Source organism: Kitasatospora azatica KCTC 9699, from assembly GCF_000744785.1.
GTDB lineage: Bacteria > Actinomycetota > Actinomycetes > Streptomycetales > Streptomycetaceae > Kitasatospora > Kitasatospora azatica.
Genome location: NZ_JQMO01000002.1, coordinates 1,777,483 through 1,802,411, shown reverse-complemented (window position 1 = coordinate 1,802,411; position 24,929 = coordinate 1,777,483). Strand labels below are relative to the sequence as shown.

Below are 24,929 nucleotides of genomic sequence, written 5' to 3'. Positions count from 1 at the left end.
AGGAGCGCTCTGTTAGTAGTGCTCTGTCAGGAGTGCTCCGTCCAAGGCACGAACGGCCGGCCGGGGAGCGTCCCCCGGCCGGCCGGCACTGTCCCGTTGCGGGGTCAGTGGGTGTTGACGGCGGTGTCGTCGAGCACGAACGAGGTCTGCTTGGTGTAGTCCTCGCTCCCGGTGAACTTCAGTGTCACCGTCTGGCCGGCGTAGGCCGACAGGTCGAAGGTGTGCTGGGCGTAGCCGGTGAGGTGGTCCAGGTTGGAGTAGGTGTGCAGGGTCGACAGCACGGTGCCGGAGCTGTTGAGGACCTGCACCTTGAGGGTGTCGTAGGCGGTGGTGGTGGAGGTCTCCGCGGTGTCGACGTGCAGCCAGAAGCTCAGCTGCTCCGAGGAGCATCCGGTCGGCAGGGTCACCGCTTGCGACAGGCTGTCGGTGTGGGTGGCGCCGTAGCCGTCCAGCCAGGCGTCCCAGGTGCCGGCGTGCGGCGGTTCGCTGGAGGACTTGCTGATCACGCCGGAGGTCGTGGACCAGGGCGAGGCGCTGCCGGTTTCGAAGCCCGGATTGCCCAGGAGTTGCTGCGGGGTGCAGCCGCTGGGCGTGGCGCTCGCCTCGTTGCTCTGGGCGCTCTCGCCGATCGAGTTCACGGCGGTGACCTTGTAGTAGTAGGTCTGTCCGTTGGCGAGCCCGGTGTCGGTGCAGGAGAGCACCACGGCCAGGTTGCCGCAGCCGCCCGAGGTGAGCTGGGTCTCCGAGCCGCTGGAGGTGCCGCGGTAGACCTTGTAGGAGGTGATGTTGACGCCGCCGTTGCTGGCGGGGGCCTGCCAGTTGAGCGTGGCCTGCCCGTTGGCGGGCGTGGCGGTGAGCCCGGTCGGGGCGCCCGGGGGAGTGCCGGCGATGGGCGAGGCCGTGATCGTCACGGTCGAGGTGGCGGTCTTGGCGGGGGTGGAGCTGTCGGTCGCCGTGAGCGTCGCCGTGTAGGTGCCGGCGGCGCTGTAGGTGTGGGTCGGGTTCTGCGCGGCGCTGGTCGCGGAGCCGTCACCGAAGTTCCAGCTGTAGGAGTACGCCGGTGTCCCGCCGGTGGCCGTGCCGGTGAAGGAGACGTTCAGCGGCACCTGTCCGGAGGTCGGCGCGGCCGAGGCGCTGGCCGCCAGCGGGTTGCCGACCGCGCTGACGTTCAGCGCGACCGTCGAGGTGGCCGTGTGGGCCGGGGAGGCGCTGTCGGTGACGGTGAGCGTTGCCGGGTAGCTGCCGGCGGCGCTGTAGGTGTGGCTCGGGTTCTGCGTGGTGCCGGCCGCCGAGCCGTCACCGAAGTTCCAGCTGTAGCTGTAGGGCGCGGTCCCGCCGGTGGCCGAGCCGGTGAAGTTGACTGCCAGCGGCGCGTTGCCGGTGGTCGGCGAGGCGGCGGCGGAGGCGGACAGCGGGGTGGTGCCCTGGATCCACAGGTCCTCCAGCGGGTCGCCGAGGGCTGCCTGGTCGTTGGCGGTCATCGGGAAGGTGCTCAGCCCGAGGTTGCCGTTCGGGTCGATGACACCCGGGTGGACGTTGTTCATCACCCGCTCCATCGCGGCCAGCACGTTGTTCGTGGAGTAGGCGACGTGTGAGACGTAACCCTGCTTCATGTACGTGGGCGAGGCGACGATGACGGTGGGCACCCGGTAGGTGTTGCTGACGTGGTCCGGGCCGTTGCTGCCGTTCTGCGTGTCGTCCTCGGTCACCACGATCACCGTGTTGTCCTTGTAGGACGCGTTGTTCATGATCGAGTCGACGATCTGCTTGGTGACCGAGTCGTTCTTCGGGACGTCCTGGTAGGTGCCCGGGTGGTCGTTGAACAGCTCGACGTAGGAGTACGCGGGCAGGCCGTTGGCCGTCACGAAGTTCAGGTAGTTGTTCGCGATGACCTGGTCGTCGTCGTTCTGCGCCTTGCAGGTGTAGTTGTTGTAGTCGAGCTCCTCCGGGATCGTCGTGCCCGGGCGGTTGACCGGCAGTACCTCGAGGGCGTTGGTGGCGGGGTTGCGCCAGTAGCCGCTGCCGGTGCTGAGCATCCAGTAGAAGTCGCCCTCGGTCACCATCGACAGCTGGGGCGTTCCGCTGCCGACGCCGGTCTGCGCCACGCAGGGGTCGGTTCCCTCGCCCGAGGGGCCCGAGGCGCCCTTGAGGAAGCGGTCGAACTGGGTGCCGGTGGCGGCGGGGTAGGACTGCTGCTGCGAGCTGGAGGAGGACTGCCCGGAGAACAGCCACCAGTGGTTGGGGCCGCTCGGGGGCTGGGTGCCGGTGCTGTAGGAGTCGAGCAGCGAGTAGGTCTTGGCGAGCGAGTGCAGGTTCGGCACCGAGCTGATGTGGTTGGTGCTCTGCACGACGCCGTTGCACCCGGACTGCACCGTGGTGGCGCAGTCGCCGAGGTAGTCGTCGAAGGTGTGGTTCTCCCGGGTCAGCACCACGAAGTGGGTGAACGGCGGGAAGTAGGGGGCGAGCGGGTTGGTCGCCGCGGTGGCGGCGGTGCTCTTCGCGCCTGCGGCTGCCGCGGTGCCCGCGGCGGCCGACTGGTCAGGGTAGTTGTGCGGCTGTGGGAACTTGGCGAACTCCACGCCCGGTGCCGCGAATTGGGCGCCCGTGCAGTTGTAGTCGTCGGGCTTGTAGGACTGCGGACGCTGCCCCTCGGGCAGGTCCTTGGCGTCCTCGGGGTCCTGGTCGGCGTTCCAGTTCTTCAGCGTGCACGAGCCCACGCCGGTCGCGGGGTGTGCCGCGCCCTGCGCCAAGCCCTGGGTCCCACCGAGCAGAAGGGCCAGGCCGGCCAGGCCCGCCGCCCATGATCTGGACTTCTTCATCGGCACTCCCGTATCGAGTCGCTGTCTACGCGCGATGAATCTGTGCCACTAGCGGGAGTGTGGCGACGGATCGGGTCCACGACAAGAGGCCCGGATTGATCCAGTTTGCTCTTTTCGAGGCAGCCATCCCGCGTTCGTCCACCGTTGTCAGCGGCGCCACGGGAGCGCTGACGTCACTGAGGTCCCGCTGTCGGCGCCGGACGGCACCGGCAGCGGGACCTCAGTGACCTCTGTCCGGTCAGTGGATCTGACCGACCTGGTAGTCGCCGGCGGGCTGCTGGGTGATGACGTTGCCGCGGTTGAAGGCGTTGATGATGGCGATCTGGGCCACCAGGGCGGCGAGCTGGTCCTCGTCGTAGTGCTTGGCGGCGTTCGCCCAGACCTCGTCGCTGACGCCACCGGCCGCGTCGGCGATGCGGGTGCCCTGCTCGGTCAGCTCCAGGGCGGCGCGTTCGGCCTCGGTGAACACGGTGGCCTCCCGCCAGGCCACGACCAGGTTGAGGCGGGTGGAGGTCTCCCCGGCGTGCGCCGCCTCCTTGGTGTGCATGTCGATGCATCCGGCGCAGCCGTTGATCTGGCTGGCGCGGAGCATCACCAGCTGGCGAGTCGCGGCCGGCAGGGTGGACTCGGCGAGCGCCTGGCTCGCGGCGATGAGGTGCTTGATGGCCTTGGCGGCGACCGGGCTGGCCATGACGTTCAACCGGGCTTCCATGGTGCACTCCTGTGTCGTTGTTGACGCTGGCACCTCTTGGACAGAGCAGCTCCCGCAGTCGTGACACGAAGGAATGTGAGCCGCGTCACGCCGGCGTCCGCCGGTCGCATCGCGGCTGGCTAGGCTGGCCGGATGGCGATCCACGGCTTCGCGACCACCGAGTTCCAACTCGTGCTGCTCCGGCGGATGGCCGACTACTGCCCCGAGCTGGTCGAGCAGGCGCTGCACCGACTCGGCTCCTCCCGGGCCGAGCAGCGGGAGGCCAACAAGCGCTGGCAGGCGATGATCCGCTCGCCCCGATTCCCGCACGGCGCCCGCCGTTACGCTGCCGTGCTCGGGCCGCCGGAGGCGAGCTTCGGCCGGCAGATCGGCGACCTCGCCTGCACGGTGCAGCAGTGGGTGCTGCCGCTCTGGCCCGAGCTCCGCTTCGAGATCCTGCTCGGGCCCGGTTCCGGCTCCAGTTCTGGCTCCGGCGGCGGATCCGGTTCCGGCGCCGGTGGCGGTCCGGTGTGGAACGAGTGGTTGGTGCGTGCCCCCGGCGGGACGCCGCCCACCCTGCGGACGATCGCCGATCTGACCCCGTGGAGCTGCGTCGTCTCCGATGTCGCCGCCGCGTTCCCGCCTGCCGTCCCGCGCGAGGGCAGCGCTCCGACGCGCTGGCAGCTCGACTTCACTGCCCCCGACGCGGCCGGCCGACCACTCTCCTGCACCGCCGACTTCACCTGGGGCCTGCTGCAGGAGACCCGGATCGGAGGCTCGTGAGCAGCGTCCGCGCGTCTCGGTGAACTCCTCGGCCGCTGCCACAAATTCGTTGGACAGTGCGCACACCGAGGGCGAGGGTTGGCCGCATGGAACAGGAGCAGGTCTGGGACGTCGATGCCGCCCAGCGCTACGACACGCCGGGCGAGGGCATGTTCGCGCCCGAGGTGTTGCGGCCGACCGTCGACCGCCTAGCCGAACTCGCAGGCGACGGGCGGGCGTTGGAGTTCGCCATCGGGACCGGACGGGTGGCCGTTCCGCTCGCCGAGCGAGGGGTGCCGGTGACCGGCATCGAGCTGTTCCGCCCGATGGTCGACGAACTGCGCACGAAGGCGGACGAAGCGACGATCCCCGTGGTCCTGGGTGACATGGCGACTGCCACCGCCCCGGGGCCGTACACCCTCGTCTACCTGGTCTACAACACGATCTCCAACCTGCTCACCCAGGCCGAGCAGGTCGCCTGCTTCCGCAACGCCGCCCGCCACCTCACCCCCGGCGGCCGGTTCGTGATCGAGCTCTGGGTGCCTGAACTGCGCAAACTCCCGCCGGGCCAACAGGCGATGGTCTGGCAGTCCGAGCCCGGCTACATCGGCATGGACACCTACGATGTCGTGCAACAGCGGGTCGTGTCACACCACTTCAGGTTCGACGAGACCCGACAGGCCCACCTGTCCCGCAGCCCGCACCGCTACATCTGGCCTGCCGAGCTCGACCTGATGGCTCAGTTGGCCGGCTTCGAGCTGGAGACCCGCCACGCGGACTGGACCGGCTCCGAGTTCACCGCCGAGTCCCGCTCCCACGTATCCGTCTACCGCCTCCCGCCGCACCACGAGGGGCCGTCCGCCTAGGGCTGGACAGGCCCTAGCAGCCGTTCGGTCGGGTGCGAAGCTCCCCGCGCTGCGCGTAGCATCCGACGAGAAAAACGCACGCATGTTCACATCGGGGGAGTAGTAACCGTGCTCGAAAGATCGACGGACGCATCGCTGGCAACGGCCGTACGGGTGGTGCGCACGGCTGCGCTGATGGTGCTCGGGGGCCTGGTGCTCGCGGCGTGCACGGCTGTCCCGGTCAGCGCGAGGAAGGACGGGCCGCGCGAGCCACTGGCTGTCAAGTCCCGGCAGGAGGCGATGGACTGGATGACCCAGGTGCTCGGCCACGTGCGGCAGACGGCCGGGGGTCAACGCAGCACGGCGATGCCGACCTATGGCTACTTCACCTGCCGGGGAGCGGACGTTGCGGCGCCGGCGGACCCCTACGTGCTGAGCTACGCCGGCCGTCTGGACGTCCCGGACGACCAGCGCGTCGAGGTCATCCGCAAGGTGCGGGACGCGCTCGGCGGTGAGGGGCTCAAGATCAGCGACTACCAGGAGTCCTCGGCCGGGACCCCGTCCGCCGTTCCCACCGCCTCCTTCCGGGCCGACGACGACCGTGACCACCACACCGTCCTGCTGGAGAGCGCGGAGCCCGGAAAGGGAGTGAACATCGCGGTCAGCACCCCCTGCCTGAAGCCGCCGGCCGGCGCGGCCTCGCCCACCCCGACGACCACCGGCTGAGGCCGCCCCCCGATCGCCGGTCGGGCTAGGTCCTGTACACCGGATTGGCTCGCTCGATCTGCCGGGCGAGCCACCGGACGTACAGGTTGGCGTCGTGCTCCTCGTCGCCGTCGATGAGCGCCGTCGCGTTGGTCGGGCGGGCACCGCCGGTGGCCGCCATGAAGACCTCGGCGAGGAACCACAGCCCTTGCAGCCGCTTCTTCGGCCGGCTCGGGCCCGGTTCGCCCAGCACCTGCCAGGCCCACCCCACGGCTACGGCGGCCACGTTCGGGTCCGCGATCGGGCGGCCGCGCCTGGCCTGCCGGAGGACCTGGCGCCGCGTGTCGACCGGAAGTTGACGCCAGCGCACTCTCGCCAGGTGCCCACGGGTGATCTCTTGCTCGCTCAGCACCGCTGCACTGCCTCCCCCAGATCATGGCCGAGACCTATACTCGGCCAAGGTGGTGTCGGCGTCGACCCCGGGAACAGCCTGTGAGCCAGCACTTGGTGAGCCTCGACGAGATCAGTCTGCAGGACTGGCCCGCCGTTCACTCGTGGGCCTGCCTCGCAGAGGTGTGCCGCTTCCAGCCCTGGGGCCCGAACACCGAGGAGCAGACGCGGGCCTTCGTGGCGTCCGCGGTCAAGGCCTGGTCGCAGACTCCTCAGCACAGGTTCCCCTATGTGGCGCGCATCGGGCAGGACGTCGTCGGCATGGGGGAGCTGCACGTGCGTAGTCCCCGTCAGCGCAACGGCGAGGTCGCGTACGTCGTGCATCCACGGGTGTGGGGGCAGGGCATCGGCACGGCCATCGGGCGGGAGCTGCTCGCCCGCGGCTTCGGGCAGTTGGGGCTGCACCGGATCCATGCCACCTGTGACCCGCGAAACCTCGGTTCAGCGCGAGTGCTGGCCAAGCTCGGTATGACGTACGAGGGGCAACTCCGTCACACGGCACTGATCCGTGACGGCTGGCGAGACTCGATGATCTTCAGCATCCTCGAGGACGAGTGGCGCTCCGCAGGCCGGTGAAGCTACCGATCCGGGCCCGGTCAGGGCCGGTTCGGGTCGGGGTGCAGCACCATGAAGAGTGACCAGGCGGGCGCGGTCGGGTCGTCCGGGTGGGCGGCGAACTCCTCGACCAGGGCGCGGAGCCGGGTCTGGAACTCCGCCATCTCCGCCGGCGGCAGGCGCAGCCCGAGCCGGGTGGCGTCGACCTCGGCCGCGGGGACCAGGGCCAGCTCCTCCAGGAACGCGTCGAGTATCGACCGGTCCTGCGCGGGCGCCTCGAGCTGCCAGGACTTCCGCGTCGCCAGATAGGGGATCTCGCGTGCGCCGCGTGCGCCGCGTCGCTCCGCCTGGGCCTCCAGGAAACCGGTGCGCACCAGCGTCCTGGTGTGGTGCAGCACGCTGGCGGGGTCGCAGCCGAGGATCGCCGCGATCTCCTTGTTGGTGCGCGCCTCGCCGAGGCAGATGCGCAGGATCCGCAGGCGGAGCGCGGAGGCGAGCGCCTTCGCCTCCGCGTCGGTCGCCGGCCGGCGTTCGGTCATGGTCGCCAGCCTACTCAAGCGCCGGGAGGAAAGTGATTGACAAAACCCAATCACTCTTGAACGGTAGCTCCCATGACTGCTGCTTCCGAGCCCTCGCCCGACCGATCGGCTGACGGACCGGCCGACGGACCGGCTGACGGACCGGCTCACCGATCGGCCGACCGCGGCGGACTGTGGCGGCACGCCGACTTCCGTCGACTCTGGGTCGGCGAAACGGTCAGCCAGTTCGGGACGATGGTCAGCCAGTTGGCGCTTCCGCTGGTCGCCATCCTGGTGCTGCACGCCGGCACCTGGCAGGTCGGGGTGCTGGCGGCCTGCGAGACCGCGGCGTTCGTGGCGATGGGCCTGCCGGCCGGCGCGTGGGTGGAGCGGATGCGCTTCCGCCGGGTGCTGATCGTCAACGACCTGGTGCGGGCCGCCCTGCTGGCCTGGGTCCCGGTGGCCCAGCTCCTCGGTGTGCTGACGATCGGGCAGTTGTACGTGGTCGCGCTCGCCACCGGGGTGAGTACGGTCTTCTTCGACGTGGCCTACCAGTCCTACCTGCCCCAGCTGATCGACCGGGAGCTGCTGGTCGAGGGCAATGCGAAGCTCCAGGCCAGCGAGTCGGTGAGCCAGATCGCGAGCCCGAGCCTCGGCGGCGCGCTGATCCAGGCGCTCACCGCGCCGTACGCGCTGCTCGTGGACGCGGCGAGCTTCCTGTGGTCGGCCGCGTGGGTGGCGCGGATCGAGGTCCGGCCGCCACGTCCCGAGCGCAGCCCCGACGCCAACCTGGGCCGGGAGATCCGCGACGGTCTGCGGTTCGTGCTCGGCAACCGGATACTGCGCGCGATCGCCATGTGCACCAGCTCGGCCAACCTGTTCGGTTCGGTGATCTCCGCCGTGTTCTACGTGCTGCTCGCCCGCCAACTGCGGCTCTCGCCGGGCGTCATCGGCCTGCTCACCTCGACCGCGGCGGTGGGTGGCCTGATCGGTGCGCTGGTGGCCGGACGGTTCGCGGCGAAGGTCGGGCAGGGCCCGGCCATCTGGATGGCGAGCACGGTCGCCGGACCCTGCGCGCTGGTCACCCCGTTCGTGCACCGTGACTGGACGGTGGGGCTGCTCGCGGTCGCGCAGGTCGCGATGTGGATGGGCATCGTGGTCTACAACGTCAACCAGGTCAGCTTCCGGCAGGCGCTGTGCCCGCCCGGGATGCTCGGTCGGATGAACGCGACGATGCGGTTCCTGGTCTGGGGCACGATGCCCTTCGGGGCGCTGCTCGGCGGCCTGCTCGGCTCCACGATCGGAGTCCGCGCCACCCTGCTGGCCGGGGCGGTCGGCCAGTCCCTCACCTTCCTGCCCGCGTTCCTGTCGCCGCTGCGCCGGATGCGCGAACTGCCCTGCTACGCCGATCCGGTGGCGGAGGGAGACCGCACGGCCGGTCCGTTGGTGCCCAGCGAGCCCTGAGCGCGAGCGAGCCAGGGCTGCCCACCGCTGCCTACTGTGCGACCGTACAGCGGGCATGAGCCTTGCCTGTGCGATGCACCAGGGGACTTGTCCCTCGCATCTGCGGCAGAATGAGCGCCCGATGAGGGCCGCAAGCGGAGCTTTCTCCGCCGACCGGCGATGCCGCTGTGAACTGTGTGCCGAGGTCAGGGCGTTCGAAATCCGGACGGCCCCCTGAGGCCTTGATGCCCTCAAGAGCGGTCGGTTCCGACCGACGCTCCGTCGCGGCGGGACAGAAGTCCCATGCCGTCAACTCCACCGAGGGAGAAATCTGATGGGCCGGATGTTTCTGCGGCGTTCCACCGCAGGGAAGGCGCTGATCCTGGGCGCCCTGCTGACCGTGGCGGTGTCGGGAACCGCCTACGCCAACACCGTGAGCGTCACCGTGAAGACCCCCGGGGCCACCGCTGGACCCACCACCATCGACTCCGAGATCTCGACCCACGCGGACTGCAGCAGCGGCCTGATCGCCGGCGGCGGCATCAACCAGGCCATCGGCACCGGCTCGGGGGTGAACGGCAACCACGTGATGGGCAGTTCGCCCAGCCCCGACGGGACCACCGAGTACACCGGATCGACCGGGGTCGTCGGGACCGACGTGACGCACTGGCTCGGCATCGGCGGAACCGGTGGCCAGGTCAACTCCTCCTTCTCCACGACACCGTACGCGGTGTGCTTCAGCAGCAGCCTGATCAACCACACCCAGGTCGTGATGAACAAGATCAACGCGCCCACCACGGCCGCGACGGTGGGCCTGGTCACGGCGACCTGCCCGGCCAACACGCGCCTGCTCGGCGGCGGTGTCCGGACCACCCCGGCCAGCGTCGGCAACTTCAAGGCGATCGCCAGCTTCCCGACCTTCAACAACTCCGCGCACGACTTCGGCCAGAAGGCCGCGGCCGACGGTGAGACCAACCCCGACTCCTGGACCGCCGTCGGGTGGGACAACGGCACGGGCAACAGCACCAACGAGACGTACGCGTACGCGATCTGCAGCGGAAGCGGGATCAACGTCAGCGGCGCCACGGTCAAGGTCCGCTTCAGCGAGGTGAGCGGCCCGACCACGGGCAGCACCGGCCAGACCGCGACCGTCGGTTGCGGAGGCGCGGACGGGAACCTGGTCAGCGGCGGCGCCGCCATCAGCGGTGGAAACGTCACGACCACCGACTTCACCGGACCGGGCTCCGGCGGCGACCACCTCAACGGAAGCTTCCCCAGCAGCTCCGGCGGCAGCCCGGTCGCCGACGGGACCACCACGGCGGCGTACTGGACGGCCTCCACCCACACCGGGGGAGTGGGCTCGACGGGTACCCACACCGACGTCTGGGCGCTGTGCGCCAACGACGGTGTCTGAGACAGCCTCAACAAACCAGAAAGAAGAGGACATCCGTTGAGCAACAAGATGCTGCGCCGCTCCACCACCACCGGAAAGGTGCTGGTCCTGGGCGCCCTGCTGACCCTGGCGGTGCCGGGAGTCGCGGACGCCAAGACCGCCAGCGCCACCGTGGCCACCCCCGGCGCCACCATGGGCCCCGCCACCCCCTTCACCGGGGTCTCCTCGCACGCTGACTGCGACAGCGGTCTCATCTCCGGCGGTGGGGCGGACCAGACCACCGGGGAAACCCAGGACGCCAACGGCAACCACGTAATGGGCATGGTGCCCAGCCCCGACGGCAGCACCGAGTTCACCGACACCCCCGGCGTCGTGGGCACAGATGTGACGCACTGGATGGCGTTCGGCGGAAGCGGGAGCCGCAGCAGCACCGCGTTCTCCACCACCCCGTACGCGGTGTGCCTCAGCAGCAACCTGATCCGACACACCCAGGTGGTCATGAACAAGGCCACCGGGCCCTCCGTCGGACTGTCGGACCGGATCGTCACGGCGAGCTGTCCGACGGGCACGGTCCTGATCGGTGGCGGCGCACGGACCACTCCGGCCAGCGTCGGCAGCCTCAAGCCGATCGCCAGCTTCCCCACCTTCAACGACGCCGCGCACCACTTCGGCAATATCGCCGCGGGGGACGGTGAGACCAACCCCGACTCCTGGACCGCCGTCGGGGGGATCGGCGGCGGCCGCGACAGCGGCAACATGACCTACGCGTACGCGATGTGCAGCGAAGCCGGCATCAACCTCAGGAACGTGACCACGACGGTCCACTTCGCCGAGGTGAGCGGACCCACCTCGGCCACCGACAGCCGGACCCTGACCGTCGGCTGCTCCGGCCGCCACGAGGACGGCGACCTGGTCAGTGGCGGCGCCGCCATCAGCGGTGGCAATGTGACCACCACCGACTTCTCGAAGGCGGGTTCCGGCGGCCCCCACCTCAACGGGAGCTTCCCCAGCGACGCCTCCGGCAAGCCGGCCAGTGACGGAACCGCCCAGCCGGAGCACTGGACGGCCGCCACCCACAGCGGCGGATCGCCCGCACCGGGCAGCTACTCCGACGTCTGGGCGCTCTGCCTGAACGTTCAGCACGTGCCCGGGAAGTGACGGTCCCGGTGGTTCGGTGAGACGGCTCCGGCCGCTGTGAGGGGGTTCCCTGGCGGCGGCCGGACGAGTCCCTCGCCGCCTTCCTCGCCGCCCTCGAGGCCGGCGACAAGCTCCTCCTCACACCGTGAGGACGATCTTCCCCCGCCCACGCCCCTGCTCGCTCAAGTCCTGCGCCGCAGCGGCCTCGGCCAGCGGGAAGGTGGCGCGGATCGGCAGCTGAAGCGTCCCCGCACCGTGCAGCGCCAGTGCCTGGGCGAGCGCGTCCGAGGTCCGGTCCTCGGACGGGTCGCTGCCGGTGAAGCGGGTGCCCGTGGTCTCGGCCTCGACGGGGTTGACGATGCTTCGGTGCGCTGGCCGGCGCGCTGCGGCTGAGCGAGGACGAGCGCGACCACCTGCACCTGCTCGCCGGTCACCAGCCGCCCGCCGCGCGGCCTGCGGGGTCCCAGATCGCGCCGGGGGTGCGGTACCTGATGGAGCGACTGATCGACACGCCCGTGCAGGTGGTCAGCGACCTCGGCGACCTGTTGGCGCAGAACGCGGAGGCGGACGCGCTGCTCGGGACGGTGTGCCAGGTCCAGGGGGAGGCCCGCAACATCGTCTGGAACTGGTTCGCCAACCCGGTGTTGCGTGAGCTCTACAGCGAGGAGGAGTGGGTGGAGAGCGGGCGGCACCTGGTCGCCGACCTGCGTGCGGCGGTCGGCCGGCGGGGCGCGGACGCCGAGGCGCGCGACCTGGTCGAGCGACTGCGCGCTCGTAGCCCGCAGTTCGCCACGCTCTGGGCGCAGCACGAGGTCGGAGTCCAGCGCTCCCGGCTGATCCGGTTGCCGAAGGGCCAGGTGCGACAGCGGGCCGACGCGGTCGAGTACCAGGTGGAAACGCTGCTGACCCCGGCGGCCGACCAGCGCCTGCTGCTCTTTACGACTGCGTAAATCCCCAGCCAAACCAGGAAAACCGCATCCCGGGCAGCTGGCGGATGGATAACTTGGTGGGACCGCAGCGAAGTTCGAAGACGTCGCTCCGGATCCTGGGGGGATCTCGCCATGCACAAAACCGGCCGCCGACGTGTCCTGGGCGCAGCGCTCTGCACCGCGCTGCTCACCCTCGGAGTCACCGCCACCACAGCCACCACCACCGCCCAAGCCGACACCACCACCGTCTCCGTCGACACCTACCGCACCGGCTGGGACCAGAACGAGCCGGGCCTGACTCCGGCCCAGGTCAGCTCCTCCGACTTCGGCCAGCAGTTCAGCGCCCCCGTCAACGGTCAGGTCTACGCCCAGCCCGTGGTGATCGGCAGCACGGTCGTGGTGGCCACCGAGACCAACCACGTCTACGGCCTGGACGCGGCCACCGGCGCGGTCAAGTGGACCGACACCTACGGCGCCCCGTGGCCGGCCTCCGGCGAGACCACCCCGGGCGCGACCTGGTCCTGCGGCGACCTCGCGCCGTACATCGGGATCACCTCCACCCCCGTCTTCGACCCGGCCTCCGGGTACGTCTTCCTGACCTCAAAGGAGGACGGCGGCACCTACCACCAGGCGCCCACCTGGAAGATGCACGCGATCAGCCCGACCACCGGTGCGGAGAAGCCGGGGTTCCCGGTGCTGATCGGCGGCTCGCCGTCCAACGACCCGACCGTGGTCTTCAATCCGGTGGAGCAGGGCCAGCGCGCCGGCCTGCTGCTGATGAACGGCGTGGTGTACGCGGGCTTCGGCTCGGTCTGCGACCACGGCGCCTGGCGCGGCTATGTGGCCGGGGTGTCCACCGGTGGGGCGCAGACGGCGCTCTGGGCGGACGAGACCGGTACGGCGAACCACGGCGGCGGCATCTGGGCGGCCGGTGGCGGCCTGGTCGGCGACAACCAGGGGCACATCGAGTTCTCCACTGGCAACGGCGTGTCCCCGCCGGTCGGTCCGGGCAGCAGTCCGCCGAGCACCATGTCGGAGTCGGTGATCAGCCTCACCGTCCAGGGCGACGGCTCGCTCAGGGCGAGCGACTTCTTCAGCCCCTCCGACGCCTCCTTCCTGGACCAGAACGACCGTGACCTCGGCTCCGGCGGCGTGATGGCGATCCCGGACAGCTACGGCACCGCCGCCGTCCCGCACCTGGCCGTCACCGAGGGCAAGGACGGCCGGGTCTTCCTGCTGAACCGGGACAACCTCGGCGGCCACTCGCAGGGTCCGAACGGCAGTGACGTGATCGTGCAGACCCTGGGCCCGTACAGCGGCTGCTACTGCCACCCGGCGTTCTGGGGCGGCGGCAGCGGCTACGTCTACTACTCGAGCAACGGCGGTCCGCTGCAGGCGTTCCGGCTGGGCACCGACGGGTCAGGCGCCCCGGCGCTCGCCCTGGCCGGCCAGGGCGCGATCAACTTCGGCTACCTGACCGAGGGCTCACCGATCGTCACATCCACCGGTACGACGCCTGGTTCGGCCACCGTCTGGGTGGAGCGGGCCGACGACATGTACGGCAACAACGGCACCCTGCTGGCGTACAACGGCACGCCCAACGCGGACGGTTCGCTCAGCCTGCTCTGGTCGGGGCCGATCGGCATCGCGCCCAAGTTCGTCACCCCGGCCAGCAGCAACGGCCGGGTCTACATCGGCACCCGGGACGGCCACCTGCTCGCCTTCGGCCGCCCGGCGGCCTCCGCCCTGACCGGCTCCCCGGTCTCCGTCGGCAGCGTCAACGTCGGTGCCAGCGGCAGCGGGACGCTGACCGTGACGGCCACCAAGGCGCTCACCGTCAGCAGTGTGACCACCGCAGCGCCGTTCGCCGTCACCGCGCCGGCGCTGCCGCACCCGATGGCGGTGGGGGACACCCTCGCCATCCCGGTCGGCTTCACACCGACCGCCGCCGGCGCCTCCTCCGGCATCGTCAACCTGGCCACGGACGCGGGGACGGTCGGCTTCTCGGTCACCGGCACCGGGGTCAAGGCGGGATTCGCGACCAATCCGGCGAAGGTGAGCTTCTCCGACCAGCCCACCGGAGTGCCGATCTCGGCCACCGTGCAGTTCACCAACACCGGCACCGGCAACGAGACGGTGAGCGCCGTGCAGTCGCCGGCCGCGCCGTGGAGCGTGACCGGTGCGCCGGCGCCCGGCACCGTGGTGGCGCCCGGCGGGTCCTTCATCGAGAACGTCACCTACCTGCCGACGGCGGCCGGCAGCAGCAGTACCACGCTCTCGGTCAGCTCCACCTCGGGGACCTTCGCGGTGCCGCTCACCGGCAGCGCCGTCACCGGCCAGGGCCATCTGACGATCACGCCGAGCACCCTGGCCTTCGGATCCATCCCGGTCGGCACCCAGACGCCGCAGCTCAGCTTCACCGTCACCAATGACGGCAACATCGCGGTGACACTGAACAAGGCCAAGGCGCCGGTGGGCACCTTCAGTAGCCCGAACGCGATCGCGGAGGGCACCGTGATCGGCCCGGACCAGTCGATCGCCGTCCCGGTGGTGTTCAGTCCGAGCGCGGCGGGCGCCGCCGCCGACAGCTACGAGATCACCGGCAACACCGGACAGGGCGACCTGTACGTCCAGCTGACCGGCACCGGCCTGGCCACGCTGCCCGCGCCGCCGACCGGCTGGCAGGCCAACGGCTCGGCGACGCAGGCGAACGGCGCGATCCAGCTGACGACTGCCGGCTCCAACCAGTCCGGTTCGGCCTTCTACGGCTCCCCGGTCGCCACCGACGGCCTGACCGCCTCCTTCACCGCGCAACTGAACGGCGGCACCGGCGGCGACGGCATGACCTTCGCCCTGGTCGACTCGACCAAGGGCACGGCCACCGGCACCGGCGTGGGCGGCGGCGGGCTCGGCTTCTCGGGGCTGACCGGGCTGAGCGTCGACCTGGTCTCCTCCTGGAGCGGGCAGACCGGGATGGGCAACTTCCTCGGTATCGCACCCGGCCCGGGCAGCGGGCACGACAACCTGACCTACCTGGCCTACGCCAAGGCGCCCACCGACCTGCGCACCGGCACCCACGCGGTGGGCGTCACGGTCGCGGGCGGGCACGTCAAGGTCTCGCTGGACGGCACCGGCCTGCTGGACTACGTCCCGGCCGCCGGGGTGATCCCGAGCAACGCCTACGTCGGGTTCACCGGGTCGACCGGCTACTCCACCGACCTGCACGCGGTCGGCAATGTGGTGATCACCCCGCCGGCCACCGCCACCGGCAGCCCGAAGCCGCTGACCCCGACGCCGACCGCAGTCGCCTTCGGCTCGGCCACCGTGGGCAGTTCGGCCGCCCAGTCGGTGATCCTGGCCAACAACGGCACCGCCACCGAGACCGTGACGGCCGTCAGCGCGCCCGCCGCGCCGTTCGGTGCGAACCTGCCGAGCGTCGGCACCACCGTCCCGGTCGGCGGCACCATCACCGTTCCGGTCAGCTTCACACCGACCCTGACGGGAAGTCAGAACAGCACCTTCGCCGTCACCACCACCAGCGGGACGGTCACGGTCTCGCTGGCCGGCGCCGGACAGCCGGCCTCCAGCGGCGGCACGCTGCCCGGATTCACCGACAGCTCCTGGAAGTTGAACGGGGTGGCGGCCAACAACGCGGGCGTGGTGGCGCTGACCACCGACGGGATGCACTCCTCGAAGGGGTCGGTCGTCAACAGCACGGCGGTCTCGCCGCTCGGTCTGCATGCCGTGTTCACCGAGCAGATCAGCGGTACCAGCAGCTCGCAGGGCGACGGCATGAGCTTCGCGCTGCTCGACGCCTCCACCAACACCGCCAACTCCCTCGGCAGTGACGGCAGTGGGCTCGGGGTGGGCGGGTTGAACGCGCTGGTCACCGGGCTCTGCGTGTTCGGGAACTTCGGGGTGAACACCGCGCCGGTGCTGGGGGTCGGCACCGCACGGGCCGGTACCGGCGGGTTCGGCACGCTCGCCACCAGCACCACGATCCCGGCCCTGCAGGGCGCGAGCCATCAGATCGACATCACCGTCACCACCGCGAGCCATCTGGTGGTGAAGATCGACGGCGTCCAACAGCTGGACGTCGCGGTCACCCTGCCGAACCGGGTGCTGGTGGCGTTCACCGCCGGGGTGGGTGCCTCCACCGACACCTTCGCCGTCTCGGCGCCGACCATCTCCTTTGCCTCGTAAGGATGTTCGGCGCAAGGGCGGTCTGGCGGGTCGGCGGAGTTACTTTCGAGTCAAAAGCCCGTGAATTCGCCTCCCGGTGCTGATAGGTAGTCAATACTCATGGCTGGACCGAGTTCGGTTCGGTCCGTGCTGGGGGGAACTTTCCATGATTTCAGCAGTTGTCGTGCTGTGCTCACTCCTACTATTCGGGGTCGCCGTCTTCACGCTCTGGTGGATGCTGCACGCCTGGCGCACCCCTGAGACCCTCGCGGCGACCAGCTTCGCCGACCCGGACGGCACGGGGGCGCTCTCCTTCTCGCTGCTCGTCCCGGCCCGTCACGAACAGGCCGTGCTGGAACGCACGGTGCTGCGACTGCTGGAATCCAGCCACCCGGACTTCGAGGTGATCGTGATCGTCGGCCACGACGACCCGGACACCGCCGAGGTCGCCCACCGACTGGCCGCCGACCATCCGCACCAGGTCTTCGTGGTCACCGACACGCACGCCAAGAAGAACAAGCCCAAGGCGCTCAACTCCGCCCTGCCGCACTGCCACGGCGATGTGGTCGGGGTCTTCGACGCCGAGGACCAGGTCCACCCCGAGCTGCTCTCGCACGTGGACCACGCCTTCCGGGACACCGGTGCGGACGTGGTGCAGGGCGGCGTCCAGCTGATCAACTTCCACTCCAGCTGGTACAGCCTGCGCAACTGCCTGGAGTACTTCTTCTGGTTCCGCAGCCGACTGCACCTGCACGCGGCCAAGGGCTTCATCCCACTCGGCGGCAACACCGTCTTCGTGCGCACCGAGCAGCTGCGACGGAACGACGGCTGGGACGCCAACTGCCTGGCCGAGGACTGCGACCTGGGGGTGCGACTGTCCAGCCAGGGAGCGAAGGTGGTGGTCGCCTACGACTCCGCGATGGTCACCCTGGAGGAGACGCCCGACTCGGTGCTCTCGCTGTTCAAGCAGCGGACCCGCTGGAACCAGGGATTCCTGCAGGTCTACCGCAAGCGGGACTGGCGCTCGCTGCCCAGCATGCGCCAGCGGATGCTGGCCCGCTACACCCTGGCCACGCCCTTCGTGCAGGCGCTCTCCGGTCTGATGGTGCTGCTCGGGATCGGCGTGGCGTTCCTGGCCCGGGTGCCGGACCTGGTCGCGCTGGTCTCCTTCTCGCCGCTGATCCCGATGGTGGCGATGTTCGCCTTCGAGGCGGTCGGGCTGCACGACTTCGGCAAGCACTACCAGCTGCGGATCAGGTTCCCGCACTATCTCAAGCTCATCATCGGCGGCCCGTTCTACCAGTTGATCCTGGCCGGCGCCGCGATCCGGGCGGTCTGGCGCGAAGTGCGCGGCCGCAAGGACTGGGAACTGACCCGGCACGTCGGCGCCCATCTCGGCGTCGAGGCCGGCGCAGCTTCCTGAGGTTCCTGACGGGGGAGGAAGGCACGCGATGGCTACCGTCATCGAAGAAACGTTCGTATCCGATCAGCATCAACCGCTTGTTGAAGAAGCCGCGTTCGACCCGGGCGGCCGGCCGGCTCGACTCGCCCGACGACTGGGCGCCCGCCCCGACCTGCTGATCGTCACCGTGCTGGTGGCGGTGGTGGTGGCGGTGCAGGCACTCAACATCGGCAACTTCCCGACCGTCAGCGACGACGAGGGCACCTACCTGGCCCAGGCCTGGGCGATCCAGCACGGCCACGGCCTGGCCCACTACAGCTACTGGTACGACCACCCGCCGCTCGGCTGGGTGCAGATCGCCGCGCTCTCCTGGATCCCGGCGCTGCTCTGGCACGGCGCGCTGGTGGTGATGAACGCCCGGGTGATCATGCTGCCGGTCAGCGCGGCCGGCGCCGCACTCACCTACCTGGTCGCCCGACGGATCGAACTACCGCGCTGGGCCGCCGCGTTGGCCACCGTGGTGTTCGGTCTCTCGCCGCTCTCGGTGACCATGCAGCGGGAGATCTACCTCGACAACTTCGCCGTGGTCTGGATGCTCGCCGCCTTCGCCTGCGCACTCTCGCCGCGCCGGCACCTGTGGCACCAGATCGCGGCCGGGCTGTTCGCGGCCGTCTCGGTGCTCTCCAAGGAGACGATGGTGATCGTCGCCCCGGCGCTGCTGATGGCGGTCTGGCGCGGCACCGACCGGGCCACCCGCAAGTTCGCCGTGGTCGGCTTCCTCACCGCCTTCTCGATGATCGGCGTGCAGTACCTGCTGTACGCCGTACTCAAGGGCGAGCTGCTGCCCGGTCCCGGACACAACTCGCTGATCGGCGCGCTGCAGTACCAGCTGGGGCGCGGCGGCTCCGGGAACATCCTGCGCTCCGGCTCGGTCTCCAACCTCACCCTGCACTGGTGGCTGGTCCGCGACCCGATCCTGATCTTCGCCGGCCTGGCCGCCTCGGCACTCGCCCTGGCGGTGCGCCGGCTGCGCGAGATCGGGGTGGCCGCCGTGCTGCTGGTCGTGGTCGCGATGCGGCCCAACGGCTACCTGCCCGCGATGTACGTGATCCAGGTGCTGCCGTTCTTCGCCCTCGCCATCGCCGGAATCGCCGACTTCGGGGTGCGCACGCTGCTGCGACTGCCGATCGGGAGGCTCGCGCGCTTCGGTGCGAGCCCGCGCGACCTGGTCGCGGTGCTCGCCATCGCCCTGCTCGGACTGGTCGCCCCGCACTGGGAGAGCGGCGACGAGACCGCCGACACCGCGCTGTCCAACAGCAACTACGTGGCCGCCGCGCAGTGGCTGGACAGCAACATCCCCGACCCCGCGCACCGGCGGATCGTGGTGGACGACGCGATGTGGCTGGACGCCGTCCAGGACGGCTTCCAACCCGGGCTCGGCGCCATCTGGTTCTACAAGGTCGACCTCGACCCCGCCGTCACCAGGACCCTGCCCAACGGCTGGCGGGACCTCGACTACGTGGTGCTCACCTCGGTCATCCGGCAGGACCCCAACGGCCTGCCCACCGTGCGCGCGGCGATCGCCCACTCCACCACGGTGGCCACCTTCGGCACCGGCGACCAGCAGATCACCATCCAGCGGGTCGACCACGACGGGAGTGGCCAGTGACCACCACCACCCCTGCCGCCACCGCCGGGCCGATCGCCGCCAAGGAAGCCCCGACCGGCCCGCCGGGCGCCGGCCGACGGCTCCGGTCGGCCCTGGTCGACCGGCTGCCGCTGCTGATCGTCCTGCTGCTCCAGTGCGCGCTCGCCTACCGGCTGGCCAACACCGCCTTCGAGGACGAGGCACTGTACGTCTACGCCGGCCACCGCGAACTGGACCACCTGCTGCACGGCGTGCCGGTCGGGGAGAACTACGCCTCCTTCTTCTCCGGCGCGCCGATGCTCTACCCGGTGGCCGCCGCCGCGATCGACGGCGTGCTGGGGCTGGAGGGCGTACGGGTGTTCAGCCTGCTGCTGATGCTCGGCAGCACGGCCCTGCTCTGGACCACCACCCGGCGGCTGTACGGCAAGGCCGCCGCGGCCATCGCGGCCGCGCTGTTCGCCACCAGCGCGCCGACGCTGTTCCTTGGCCGGCTGGCCACCTATGACGCCGCGGCGGTCTTCCTGCTGGCGCTGGCCCTGTGGCTGGTGGTCAGGACGGCCCGCGGCCCGCTGCTCGCGGTGCTGGCCGCTGCCCCACCCCTGGTACTGGCGGCCGGGGTCAAGTACGCCGCCGCGCTTTACCTGCCGACCGTGCTGGCGGCCGCCGTGCTCGCCGTCCCGGCCGGGAAAGCTGTCACGGCTGGTGCGGCGAGTACGACTGGTGCGGTGAGCCCGGCGGGACTCGTCTCCGAGGCGCCGTGGCGTGATTGGCGGCGCGGGGTGCTGCGCGGCCTGCTGCTGGCCGGCGGGGTCGGCCTGCTGCTCTGGGGCGGGCTGCGGCTGGCCGGGCCACAGGTGCGGGCCGGGCTGTCGCAGACCACCGTCAACCGGGCCGCCGGGAGCGAGCCACTGGCGAACATCCTGCGGCTCTCACTGGTGTGGGGCGGCTGGGTGTTCGTGCTGGCGCTGGCCGGGGTCGGGTTCCTGACGGTGCGGCTGGTGGCGGTTCGACGCAGCGGGTGGGCGCCGGTGCTGCTGGCCGGGGCGCTCAGCGGGAGCGCCGTGCTGGCCACCGTCTACCAGGCGCACCTGGGCACCAGCGTCTCGCTGCACAAGCACATCGGCTTCGGGCTGCTCTTCGCGGCACCGGTGGCCGGGGCCGGCCTGGCGGGGCTGAGCCGGATCGGTCGCTTCGGACGCATCGGACGCCTCGGCGGCCTCGGACGTGGTGGCGTCCCCGGGATCGCGGTCGGCGTCTGCGGGCTGCTCGCCTTCTACGCCGGGCACGCCGCCGGGCCGATGTACGGCGGCTGGCCCAACTCCTCGGGGCTGGTGAGCACGCTGCGCCCGCTGGTGACCTCCGGTGATGCGATCTACCTGGTCGAGGAGGACGAGGTGCCGCGCTACTACCTGCGGACCCGGACACAGCCGCAGCAGTGGCTCAACACCTACTTCTTCCAGTACACCGGACGGGACGGCAGCACCCTGACCGACCTGCCCGCCTATCAGGCCGCGATCACCGACGGTCACTTCCAGCTGATCGTGCTGGACGACGGTCCGACCGCCGCCCTGGACAAGCAGCTGACCGGCGTGCTGGAGAAGGCCCCCAATTACCACGTGATTGCGAAGATTCCGGGTGCCACCAGCCACGGAATCCAGTACTTCACGGTTTGGCAGCATACGTAGCATCTGACGGGGCGAGATCTGACGGAGAGTGAGTTGCCCAGAAGGGGAGCAGTCCGATATCTCTAAGCGGCGCTTCGGGTGATGACCACCCGTTGCTCCCCCCGCTCTCTCCCCCTTAAGGATCGTCGTGTCCATACCCACGAACGAGGTCGGCCCGGACGCCCAGGCGCCCGAGGCCTACGGCTACCCGCCGGTTGCGCCGCAGCCGCAGGGCAAGAACGGCTTCGCGGTCGCGTCGCTGGTCTTCGGTCTGATCGGTGGCATCCTGTTCGGCCTGGTCTTCGGCTTCATCGGCCTGTCCCGTGCGAAGAAGGTCGGCAAGGGCAAGGCGATGGCCTGGGTCGGCATCGTGCTGTCGATCCTGTGGATCGCCCCGATCGCCTACTTCGTTCCGGTCCTGCTGAAGGCCACCGACCCGGGCTGCATGGCGGCCAAGTCGACGCTGAACACGTACAACGACTCCAAGCTCAACGCCGACCAGAACAACCCGGACGCGCTCAAGACGGACCTGCAGACGCTGACCAGCCAGCTGGCCGCGGACTCCGCCAAGAGCAACAACTCGGCGGCGAAGACGGCGATCAAGAACCTGTCCGACGACTTCCAGCAGCTGGTGACCGCCATCAACACCGGCACCGTGCCGGGCGACGAGCTGCAGGCGAAGATCAACGACGACGCCAAGAAGATCGACACCGAGTGCGGGACGATCGGCAGCTGAATCAGCTGACGCAACTGAAGCAACTGAATCTCCGCTGATTCAGCTGATCGAGCCAGGTGGCGGACGCAGTCGCGCGGGGGGCGACTGCGCCCGCCACCTTCGTTCTGTGGGCAATTCGGTTGATCGGCCGCTGCCGGTGGGATAGCAAGAGCCCATGATTAACGGTCAACGGATCGGGCTGCGGGCCCGGCACGAGAGCGATGTCCCGGTGCTGCAGAGCGAGCTCTACGACGATGTGGCGACCCGGTCCCGCGCCGACTCCCGCCCCTGGCGCCCGATCTCGCCGGGCGCGGCCGACTCCCCGTACGCCCCCGCGCCGTCGAGCGGCGAGGTGGCCTTCTTCTCGGTGGTCGAGCTCACCTCCGGGGAACTGGCCGGCGAGGCCCTGCTCTGGGGCATCGACACCCACAACCGGACTGCTCACCTGGGCCTGTCCCTGCGCCCGTCCTTCCGCGGGCGCGGGCTGGGCACCGACCTCGTCCGCACCCTCTGCCAGTACGGCTTCACCGTCCGCGGCCTGCACCGCCTCCAGCTCGAGACCCTCGCCGACAACTCCGCGATGATCGCCGCCGCCACCCGGGCCGGCTTCGCCGTCGAGGGCACCCTGCGGCGGGCGGCCTGGGTGTACGGGGAGTTCCTGGACGAGGTGATCCTGGGGCTGCTGGCCGAGGACTGGCAGCCGAAGCCGCAGCCGCAGGTGTAGCTGTCGCCGGGTCAGGCGAGCTGGTCGGCGACCAGGACGGCGAACTCCTCGGGGGAGAGGATGCGGATCCCGAGCTCCTCGGCCTTGGCCCGCTTGGAGCCGGCCTTCTCACCGGCGACCACCAGCGTGGTGCGCTTGGACACCGAGGAGGAGGCCTTGCCGCCGGCCCGCTCGATCAGCTCGTTCGTCTCGGTGCGCGAGAGTGCGGCGAGTGCGCCGGTCATACTGCCGGTCACCACCACGGTCTCGCCGGCCAGCGGGCCGGCCTCCCCCTCGGTGGCCGGCTCGGCCGTGGCGGCAGCCGGCTCCGACACCGCGGTACCGACGCCCTGCGCGATCAGCTTGTCCAACACCGGTGCGAGGTCGGCGAGTTCGGCGACGATGACGCTCGCCTTCTCGGCGCCGATCCCGGCCACCTGGGCGAGGGTGTCGGCATCGGCCGCGCGGATCGCCGCCATGCTGCCGAAGTGGGCCGCGATCCGACGCGACATGGTGCGGCCGGTGCCGCGCACCCCCAGCGCGCAGAACACCCGGGCCAGCGGGGCCGTGCGGGCGGTCTCGATCGCGGCGAGGAGATTGTCCGTGCTGGTCTCGCCCATCCGCTCCAGACCGAGGAGCTGCTCCCGGGTCAGCGCGAACAGGTCCGCCACATCGGCGACCAGACCAGCCTCGACCAGCTGGACGGCGCGAGTGCCACCGAGGCCCTCGATGTCGAGCTGGTCGCGGCCGACGGCGTACCGGATCGAGGCGACCGCCTGGCAGCCGCGTCCGCGCACGCAGCGCCAGCGCTGCTCGGAGGTGTCGATCGCGTCGCCGCAGCGCGGGCAGGCAGCAGGGAAGACGATCGGCGTCTCGGCGCCGGTGCGCTCCTCCAGCACCGGCGCCTCCACCCGCGGGATCACGTCCCCGGCCCGGTAGACGAACACCTGGTCACCGATCAGCAGGCCGCGCCGGGTGATGTCGGCCGGATTGTGCAGGGTGGCGTAGGTGACCGTGACGCCGTCGATCACCACCGGCTCCAGCACCGCCCGGGGAGCGATGATGCCGGTGCGGCCCACGTTCCACTCCACCGCCAGCAGCCGGGTCACCTTGTGCTGGGCCGCCAGCTTGCGGGCCACGGCCCAGCGCGGCGCCCGTGAGCCGGAGCCGGCCTGCTGCTGGTCGGCGGCCGCGTCGGCCTTGATGACCACGCCGTCGATCCCGAACGGCAGCGTGGCGCGCAGTTCGGCGATCTCCGCCACCCGCTGCTGGGCCTGCGCCAGCGTGGCGCAGCGCGCAGGGTGCGCCGCGGTCGTCGCCGCGGTGTTCGCGCCGAGGACGGCCAGGCGCTCCAGGAGGGCGCTGTGGTCGAGGTCCTCGACGCCCACCGCGCCGTAGGCGAAGAAGGTGAGCTCGATCCGGTAGGGCCGGTCCTTGGCCCGCAGGGTGCCCGCCGCACCGCTGCGCGGGTGGGCGAACGGCGCCGCGCCGTGGGCGACACGTACCTGGTTGGCGTGCTCGAACTGCTCCTGGGTCAGCAGGACTTCGCCGCGCAGCTCGATGTCCACCGGCTCGGTCAGCTCGGCGGGCAGACCGAGCACGGCGTCCGCCGCGTGGCTGATGTCCTCACCCGCCAGGCCGTCGCCACGGGTGAGCACCTGCTGGAGCCGGCCGGCGCGGTAGCGCGCGGCGACCGCCAGCCCGTCGAGCTTGGGCTCCACGCACCAGCCGTCCACCGGATGCCCGAGGCGGCGCTCCAGACCCTCCGCCCAGGCGGCCAGCTCCTCGGCGGAGAAGACGTTGTCGAGCGACAGCATGGGGACCGAGTGCGGGACGTCGCCCTCGGCCGCGCCGCCCGCCACCTTGCCGGTCGGCGAGTCGGCCAGCACCTGGTCCGGGTGCTCGAGCTCGTACGCCTCGATGGCGCGCACCAGCGCGTCGTACTCGTCGTCACCCAGCGGCGTGCTGCCGTCGGCGTAGTAGGCCGCGGCCGCCGAAACGGCGCTGGCGACGGCATCGGCGTAGGCGGTGGGGGAGGCCAGAACGGCTGCGTCCTTCATGGACATCATCATCTCCACCAGCACTGACATTGCCAGCCAGGCCGGCCTGCCAGGCCGTACACTGCGGAGGCAGCCGCAGTTCCGGGCCGATCAGGGGGATCCGAACGACATGAGTCCGTTGGGCCTGCTCCTCCTGCTGCTCCCGCTACTGAGTGTGGCGCTCATCGCGATCGGGCTGGCCATGAAGGCCAAGCAGCGTCGACTCCGCCAGCGGGCCGAGGCCGCAGCGCAGGCCCAGGTTCAGCAGGGGTACTACGGGTACCAGCAGCAGCAGCCCCCGGATGCCCAGCGCCCCTTCTGAGGCAGCC

21 protein-coding genes are annotated in these 24,929 nt (G+C 70.6%); 15 read left to right on the top strand and 6 right to left on the bottom strand.

The features are described 5' to 3' along the window. Window positions 1-104 precede the first annotated feature (104 nt). Window positions 105-2,819, bottom strand: coding sequence for a PKD domain-containing protein (locus BR98_RS37030; RefSeq protein ID WP_063774726.1), 2,715 nt, complete (start codon window positions 2,817-2,819; stop codon window positions 105-107). Window positions 2,820-3,057: 238 nt separating this feature from the next. Continuing rightward, complete coding sequence (locus BR98_RS08455) at window positions 3,058-3,531, bottom strand: carboxymuconolactone decarboxylase family protein (protein ID WP_035841478.1); 474 nt, start codon at window positions 3,529-3,531, stop codon at window positions 3,058-3,060. A gap of 132 nt (window positions 3,532-3,663) precedes the next feature. Between BR98_RS08455 and BR98_RS08450 the strand changes: the two genes are divergently transcribed. From BR98_RS08450 to BR98_RS08440, 3 genes are all read left to right on the top strand, one after another. Further along, a complete protein-coding gene (locus tag BR98_RS08450; RefSeq protein WP_035841476.1) occupies window positions 3,664-4,293 on the top strand; it encodes a hypothetical protein in 630 nt (209 codons plus the stop codon). Window positions 4,294-4,379: 86 nt separating this feature from the next. Then, entirely contained in the window at window positions 4,380-5,138 is a 759-nt protein-coding gene (locus BR98_RS08445) for a class I SAM-dependent methyltransferase (RefSeq protein WP_035841475.1), read from the top strand. Window positions 5,139-5,246: 108 nt separating this feature from the next. Then, a complete protein-coding gene (locus BR98_RS08440) occupies window positions 5,247-5,843 on the top strand; it encodes a hypothetical protein (protein ID WP_157537496.1) in 597 nt (198 codons plus the stop codon). Between the two features lie 25 nt (window positions 5,844-5,868). Here BR98_RS08440 and BR98_RS08435 read toward each other — a convergent pair whose 3' ends face one another. Beyond that, window positions 5,869-6,234 carry a hypothetical protein gene (locus tag BR98_RS08435; protein WP_035841473.1) on the bottom strand — a complete coding sequence of 122 codons (366 nt, stop codon included), beginning with the start codon at window positions 6,232-6,234 and terminating at the stop codon, window positions 5,869-5,871. Window positions 6,235-6,329: 95 nt separating this feature from the next. Here BR98_RS08435 and BR98_RS08430 point away from each other — a divergent pair, with 95 nt between their 5' ends. Beyond that, window positions 6,330-6,848, top strand: a complete 519-nt coding sequence (locus BR98_RS08430) for a GNAT family N-acetyltransferase (protein ID WP_035843627.1) — start codon at window positions 6,330-6,332, stop codon at window positions 6,846-6,848. Window positions 6,849-6,868: 20 nt separating this feature from the next. Here BR98_RS08430 and BR98_RS08425 read toward each other — a convergent pair whose 3' ends face one another. Then, window positions 6,869-7,366: an ArsR/SmtB family transcription factor gene (locus BR98_RS08425; protein WP_035841471.1), complete on the bottom strand. Its 498-nt coding sequence runs from the start codon at window positions 7,364-7,366 to the stop codon at window positions 6,869-6,871. 72 nt (window positions 7,367-7,438) lie between these two features. On the opposite strand from BR98_RS08425, the gene BR98_RS08420 reads away from it, so the two are divergent. The 3 genes from BR98_RS08420 (at window position 7,439) to BR98_RS08410 (ending at window position 11,339) form a co-directional block, all read left to right on the top strand. Next, a complete protein-coding gene (locus BR98_RS08420) occupies window positions 7,439-8,809 on the top strand; it encodes an MFS transporter (RefSeq protein ID WP_083976152.1) in 1,371 nt (456 codons plus the stop codon). A 313-nt stretch (window positions 8,810-9,122) separates the two neighbouring features. Further along, complete coding sequence (locus tag BR98_RS08415; RefSeq protein WP_035841470.1) at window positions 9,123-10,202, top strand: hypothetical protein; 1,080 nt, start codon at window positions 9,123-9,125, stop codon at window positions 10,200-10,202. Between the two features lie 36 nt (window positions 10,203-10,238). Continuing rightward, complete coding sequence (locus tag BR98_RS08410) at window positions 10,239-11,339, top strand: hypothetical protein (RefSeq protein ID WP_035841469.1); 1,101 nt, start codon at window positions 10,239-10,241, stop codon at window positions 11,337-11,339. A 117-nt stretch (window positions 11,340-11,456) separates the two neighbouring features. Here the strand turns inward: BR98_RS08410 and BR98_RS42490 are convergent, their stop codons facing one another. Next, window positions 11,457-11,678, bottom strand: a complete 222-nt coding sequence (locus BR98_RS42490; RefSeq protein ID WP_083976396.1) for a zinc-binding dehydrogenase — start codon at window positions 11,676-11,678, stop codon at window positions 11,457-11,459. A 119-nt stretch (window positions 11,679-11,797) separates the two neighbouring features. Between BR98_RS42490 and BR98_RS08405 the strand changes: the two genes are divergently transcribed. The 7 genes from BR98_RS08405 (at window position 11,798) to BR98_RS08375 (ending at window position 22,582) form a co-directional block, all read left to right on the top strand. Next, window positions 11,798-12,268, top strand: a complete 471-nt coding sequence (locus tag BR98_RS08405; RefSeq protein WP_267886043.1) for an MmyB family transcriptional regulator — start codon at window positions 11,798-11,800, stop codon at window positions 12,266-12,268. Window positions 12,269-12,379: 111 nt separating this feature from the next. Beyond that, window positions 12,380-16,450, top strand: a complete 4,071-nt coding sequence (locus BR98_RS08400) for a choice-of-anchor D domain-containing protein (RefSeq protein ID WP_051969448.1) — start codon at window positions 12,380-12,382, stop codon at window positions 16,448-16,450. 145 nt (window positions 16,451-16,595) lie between these two features. Continuing rightward, a complete protein-coding gene (locus tag BR98_RS08395; RefSeq protein WP_035841468.1) occupies window positions 16,596-17,852 on the top strand; it encodes a glycosyltransferase family 2 protein in 1,257 nt (418 codons plus the stop codon). Window positions 17,853-17,880: 28 nt separating this feature from the next. Next, window positions 17,881-19,500: an ArnT family glycosyltransferase gene (locus BR98_RS08390; RefSeq protein ID WP_051969447.1), complete on the top strand. Its 1,620-nt coding sequence runs from the start codon at window positions 17,881-17,883 to the stop codon at window positions 19,498-19,500. Further along, window positions 19,497-21,164 carry a glycosyltransferase family 39 protein gene (locus BR98_RS08385; protein ID WP_051969446.1) on the top strand — a complete coding sequence of 556 codons (1,668 nt, stop codon included), beginning with the start codon at window positions 19,497-19,499 and terminating at the stop codon, window positions 21,162-21,164. Before BR98_RS08390 ends, BR98_RS08385 begins: the two co-directional genes overlap by 4 nt. A 127-nt stretch (window positions 21,165-21,291) precedes the next feature. After that, entirely contained in the window at window positions 21,292-21,879 is a 588-nt protein-coding gene (locus BR98_RS08380) for a DUF4190 domain-containing protein (protein ID WP_035841466.1), read from the top strand. Window positions 21,880-22,033: 154 nt separating this feature from the next. Beyond that, window positions 22,034-22,582 carry a GNAT family N-acetyltransferase gene (locus BR98_RS08375; RefSeq protein WP_035841463.1) on the top strand — a complete coding sequence of 183 codons (549 nt, stop codon included), beginning with the start codon at window positions 22,034-22,036 and terminating at the stop codon, window positions 22,580-22,582. Between the two features lie 11 nt (window positions 22,583-22,593). On the opposite strand, the gene ligA is transcribed toward BR98_RS08375, so the two are convergent. Next, on the bottom strand, window positions 22,594-24,621 hold the full coding sequence (gene ligA / locus BR98_RS08370) for an NAD-dependent DNA ligase LigA (RefSeq protein ID WP_083976150.1): 2,028 nt from the start codon (window positions 24,619-24,621) through the stop codon (window positions 22,594-22,596). Between ligA and BR98_RS40170 the strand changes: the two genes are divergently transcribed. Further along, window positions 24,620-24,922, top strand: a complete 303-nt coding sequence (locus BR98_RS40170) for a hypothetical protein (protein ID WP_035841461.1) — start codon at window positions 24,620-24,622, stop codon at window positions 24,920-24,922. The genes ligA and BR98_RS40170 overlap by 2 nt on opposite strands. The last annotated feature ends 7 nt before the right edge of the window (window positions 24,923-24,929 follow it).

What these genes read in the sequence shown, in the direction of transcription:
- BR98_RS37030 (WP_063774726.1), bottom strand. Translation starts at nt 2,819, where the DNA reads ATGAAGAAGTCCAGATCATGGGCGGCGGGCCTGGCCGGCCTGGCCCTT.
- BR98_RS08455 (WP_035841478.1), bottom strand. Translation starts at nt 3,531, where the DNA reads ATGGAAGCCCGGTTGAACGTCATGGCCAGCCCGGTCGCCGCCAAGGCC.
- BR98_RS08450 (WP_035841476.1), top strand. Translation starts at nt 3,664, where the DNA reads ATGGCGATCCACGGCTTCGCGACCACCGAGTTCCAACTCGTGCTGCTC.
- BR98_RS08445 (WP_035841475.1), top strand. Translation starts at nt 4,380, where the DNA reads ATGGAACAGGAGCAGGTCTGGGACGTCGATGCCGCCCAGCGCTACGAC.
- BR98_RS08425 (WP_035841471.1), bottom strand. Translation starts at nt 7,366, where the DNA reads ATGACCGAACGCCGGCCGGCGACCGACGCGGAGGCGAAGGCGCTCGCC.
- BR98_RS08420 (WP_083976152.1), top strand. Translation starts at nt 7,439, where the DNA reads ATGACTGCTGCTTCCGAGCCCTCGCCCGACCGATCGGCTGACGGACCG.
- BR98_RS08415 (WP_035841470.1), top strand. Translation starts at nt 9,123, where the DNA reads ATGGGCCGGATGTTTCTGCGGCGTTCCACCGCAGGGAAGGCGCTGATC.
- BR98_RS08400 (WP_051969448.1), top strand. Translation starts at nt 12,380, where the DNA reads ATGCACAAAACCGGCCGCCGACGTGTCCTGGGCGCAGCGCTCTGCACC.
- BR98_RS08395 (WP_035841468.1), top strand. Translation starts at nt 16,596, where the DNA reads ATGATTTCAGCAGTTGTCGTGCTGTGCTCACTCCTACTATTCGGGGTC.
- BR98_RS08390 (WP_051969447.1), top strand. Translation starts at nt 17,881, where the DNA reads ATGGCTACCGTCATCGAAGAAACGTTCGTATCCGATCAGCATCAACCG.
- BR98_RS08375 (WP_035841463.1), top strand. Translation starts at nt 22,034, where the DNA reads ATGATTAACGGTCAACGGATCGGGCTGCGGGCCCGGCACGAGAGCGAT.
- BR98_RS40170 (WP_035841461.1), top strand. Translation starts at nt 24,620, where the DNA reads ATGGACATCATCATCTCCACCAGCACTGACATTGCCAGCCAGGCCGGC.
- ligA (WP_083976150.1), bottom strand. Translation starts at nt 24,621, where the DNA reads ATGAAGGACGCAGCCGTTCTGGCCTCCCCCACCGCCTACGCCGATGCC.